This window comes from uncultured Agitococcus sp. (assembly GCF_937920075.1).
Lineage (GTDB): Bacteria > Pseudomonadota > Gammaproteobacteria > Pseudomonadales > Moraxellaceae > Agitococcus.
In genome coordinates, this window is sequence record NZ_CALETI010000457.1 from 1 (window position 1) to 3,448 (window position 3,448).

Here is a 3,448-nt window from a genome sequence, read left to right on the forward strand (position 1 = left end):
TCCAAGGTTACTTTGTGCACTATTTAGCATTCCAACAACCGGCTGATTGGTACAGGCAACCACTGCACCAGTCGACAAAGGATTCACAGCATTACTCCATTCGAAAGCAACGAACAGAATAGCAAGCCCAACAACCATCCCCATCAGAAGGGAAGTCATTTTACCTTTTTCCAGGTCTGCTTTCGGTGATTTTTGCAAAAGCTGTAAGGCTCCGCCAAGTATAAGCTGTGCGCCTGTTAAGATCACTGCTCCTTTACTTAAACCCAAAGCGGCAAAAGCTGCCCCCCCTGAAAAAGCAATTAGTAAAACCCCTAAACCGATTTGAATACCTCCAGCTTTTTTATTATCTCCACCACTGCCTTGATAAATAGGTTGAATAGTTAAAACCTCAAAGTTTTCTTGTAAAGAGTCCACGCAGGGTAACTCAGCTACCTTTACTTGGTGTGTAGCCCCTTTGGGTAACTGATTACCTGCTTTCATCAAAGCGTCACGAGCGTTAAAAGCGTCAACAAAGATTTCACCTTTAGGCACAAAGTCTTTCAAATACCCTGTCAGAATCAGTTTAACTAACATGGTCATCTCCTCTTAAAACAGAACCGTCCGTGTCAACATAATAGTAAGCAACTTCTCGTTGACCAACAATAATATGTAGATACTGAGGGTAAGTCTGAAAGTTATGATAATCCTCGACTGATAAATTAGCACAGCCGTGAGGATGAGTATGCCACAAGGCAACAGCATCGGCAGGAATATCAACCATAGCGAAATTATTTTTTGGCTCGCTATGTGTGTTCTCTAATTCGACAATGCTATTATCTTTTAAAACAACTCCACATCGTTCAAATTGAGGTTGCCAATAAGTTTGTAGGTTATTAAATATTGTTTGAAGCATTTTCTTTAACCTTGTCTCGTAAATGGGGCGGTAATAAATCTAATAGACTAACAGTGCCGATACGGTTGTCGTTGATTCTTGTAATGTCAGGGTGACGGACAACAAGACTGATACGATTAAACCATCGGGTGTCTAAACTCTCGCATTTTGACATTCCGTTGTAAAGGTGATGAATGAAATAACCACTGCCAACATAAACACCCACATGGTTTAAGTTTCTGCTCCCTAAAATAGAAAATAGCAAACCATCGCCTTTTCTAAGGCTAGTGATTCCAGACAAGGGTACAACTTCAAACCCCTCTTTGGCAAAGTTGTCTGCCAATAAGTCTAAGCCCTCGTGATTAAACCCCATTGGTCTTGCGTAATTGCGTAAACTTAAACCGTATTCTTCTTGGTAGTAGGCTCGCGCTAAACCATAGCAGTCAACTTTACCATCTTGGTAAGGTCTGTTTAGCAAATTTATTAAGTTAAAAGCATTAGCCATTTCTTAACCCATACTGGTGGCAGGGAAATCAGGTGAAATATATTGTCTTGCAGGTAAGTTATATCGCACACCGTCAAGTACACTGCGTAGTTCAAAAGACACGGTGTCTCGTGTAATATTCATTACCTTAGAGACTAACCATTTGTTTCGTAAGAAGATGTTATTATCTTCCAACAAGTCTTTGCGAAGCACTAAATATCTAATTAGTTGTGCCTGTCGTAAAGAACCTGCCAATATTAAACTACTAAACACTGAGTTAGGGTTTGCAATTTGTAACTTAGGCCGACTTTGTTCACCTGTTGACTGGATATTGTACCCATTAAAGTCATGGGGGAAGTTCTCGTAAGTAACTCCTTGCCAATTAATTGTTGGGTGATTTGTAAACGCCATGAATTGATCGGGTGTATTAAAGTTTGGTATAAACTTAAACAGCTCTACATACGGTTCAGGTGTGAGACTTGTTGCCTCTGCCATGTGCGTTGGATTAGACGTAACGGGTAGCATCTTCAATAACCTCAACTAAGGTAATATCAAAATTATCTGTCCAACCGTTGCCGTTGATTCTTAGCTTCGGTATTTTTAACGGTTCTTTAAAACGCACTTTGGTTCGGCCATAGACAGGGTGATTGTAATAGAACGGTTTATGCAACTTAAAGTGGTAATAAAACTGCTCTAAGTAAGCCATATTGTTTTGTCTATTTATATTACTATCTAAGGTTAAACCGTTTGCGGTGTACTTTAAACCTTCAAATTGTAAGTCAAAAGTTCTTTCTTCAGGCTTTGCACCTCTAACCGTGTACTGGTAATTCCCACCTAAGCTGAAAGCCGTATCTTCGGAACGGTACTCGGTGCTAACTGTATGATGTGGAAAGTCAAATAGGTTATGGGTTTCCCAGTGGGTTTGGTTGGTAATAATTTCACCGAACTGACTACCCAATGGCGTTGCCAATGCCATTGCCGTGTCTAAGACCTCAATTAAACGTAACCCCACACTATCCACACAGGCTTGACCCCCTTTGATACCTTTAGGAATTTTTAAAGCTTCGGCAAAACGAACTTTTAATGTGCCGTAGATAGGATGGTCGAATAGAAACGGCTTTGTCAGTTTATGGATGTTATACATCCACTCCAACCATGCCAAGTTTGTTGCTCGCTCATAGCTAATATTCAATGAGTCATCTGCGTTTAGATAGTAACGCATTGTTGGAATGGTAATATTAAAATAGCGAAGGTCTTTGGTTAGTGGTTCTTGCGCGTACTGATAGCTTTGACCAAGAGTTAGGTTTGCTCTTGCAACTTGATATTCTGTCTCAATGTCAAAGAACAGTAAGCTAATGTTTTGAACAGGGTTAAACCTGACAAGCCCGAAAGCGGTTGATTTAAACAAGGCTCGCCTCCCATAAGTTTGCGGAAGCAATAAAGGTATTACCTATCGGCATCGCATACGGCGATGATAATGCCCCTGTCATTAGTATCTCTTGGCCTATTGAATCGTTAACGATAAACACTTCAGTAATTGTTGGCCAATTAATTGAATTTGCTGTCCATTGAATAGGCTCGCTGTTAGTAATAACAGGAGGGTTATGTCCGTAGATATGGAGTTGGATGTAAAGAGGGGCAGCACCAAGATAAGTGGCAGGGTTTAAGATAACACCGTTGTGTGCTGGGACGACTTTATGTTTTCCGTCCGATAGCCTTTTTGTCGCCTCTAGTAAGGCCGATAACATAACTGTTTTTGAAAAATTTGAGAACGACATAACCCTAAACCTTTGCTGAGTTTAGGGTTATTATAGCAGATTAGGAGAGGTGGGGGATTCTCAATCAAACTTCTTCAATTGGTTTATACCTTTCCACCCATTCTACTATGTCTCCATTATCTATAAACCACTCTCCTAAATGTCTTAAATAACAGAATTTTAAATGAAGTTCTTGCTCTATATCCTTAGGTATTAAAACTAAAGTTTCTAAGTAAGACCCACACTGATGAGAGATAGTGTTAATCCTTTCTTTTGGTTTAGAACTTCTACCTATCTTAATCTTGGTTGTACCTACTTGCCTTACAAGGTAAGTTG

General features: G+C 40.0%; 6 protein-coding genes. All 6 read right to left on the reverse strand.

Going from position 1 to position 3,448, the window contains the following annotated elements:
* The coding region (locus Q0212_RS15485; RefSeq protein ID WP_367176058.1) for a hypothetical protein at positions 1 to 573 on the reverse strand (573 nt) is incomplete at its 3' end.
* Positions 563 to 892: a hypothetical protein gene (locus Q0212_RS15490; protein WP_297927178.1), complete on the reverse strand. Its 330-nt coding sequence runs from the start codon at positions 890 to 892 to the stop codon at positions 563 to 565. The genes Q0212_RS15485 and Q0212_RS15490, both read right to left, overlap by 11 nt.
* Positions 873 to 1,376, reverse strand: a complete 504-nt coding sequence (locus tag Q0212_RS15495; protein WP_297927180.1) for an NlpC/P60 family protein — start codon at positions 1,374 to 1,376, stop codon at positions 873 to 875. The genes Q0212_RS15490 and Q0212_RS15495 overlap by 20 nt, the downstream gene beginning before the upstream one ends.
* A 3-nt stretch (positions 1,377 to 1,379) precedes the next feature.
* Complete coding sequence (locus tag Q0212_RS15500) at positions 1,380 to 1,880, reverse strand: hypothetical protein (protein WP_297927182.1); 501 nt, start codon at positions 1,878 to 1,880, stop codon at positions 1,380 to 1,382.
* On the reverse strand, positions 1,861 to 2,763 hold the full coding sequence (locus Q0212_RS15505; RefSeq protein WP_297927184.1) for a hypothetical protein: 903 nt from the start codon (positions 2,761 to 2,763) through the stop codon (positions 1,861 to 1,863). Before Q0212_RS15505 ends, Q0212_RS15500 begins: the two co-directional genes overlap by 20 nt.
* A 434-nt stretch (positions 2,764 to 3,197) precedes the next feature.
* The coding region (locus Q0212_RS15510) for a GIY-YIG nuclease family protein (protein WP_297927185.1) at positions 3,198 to 3,448 on the reverse strand (251 nt) is incomplete at its 5' end.

Coding starts and splice junctions, on each gene's coding strand:
- Q0212_RS15490 (WP_297927178.1), bottom strand. CDS start 892: ATGCTTCAAACAATATTTAATAACCTACAAACTTATTGGCAACCTCAA.
- Q0212_RS15495 (WP_297927180.1), bottom strand. CDS start 1,376: ATGGCTAATGCTTTTAACTTAATAAATTTGCTAAACAGACCTTACCAA.
- Q0212_RS15500 (WP_297927182.1), bottom strand. CDS start 1,880: ATGCTACCCGTTACGTCTAATCCAACGCACATGGCAGAGGCAACAAGT.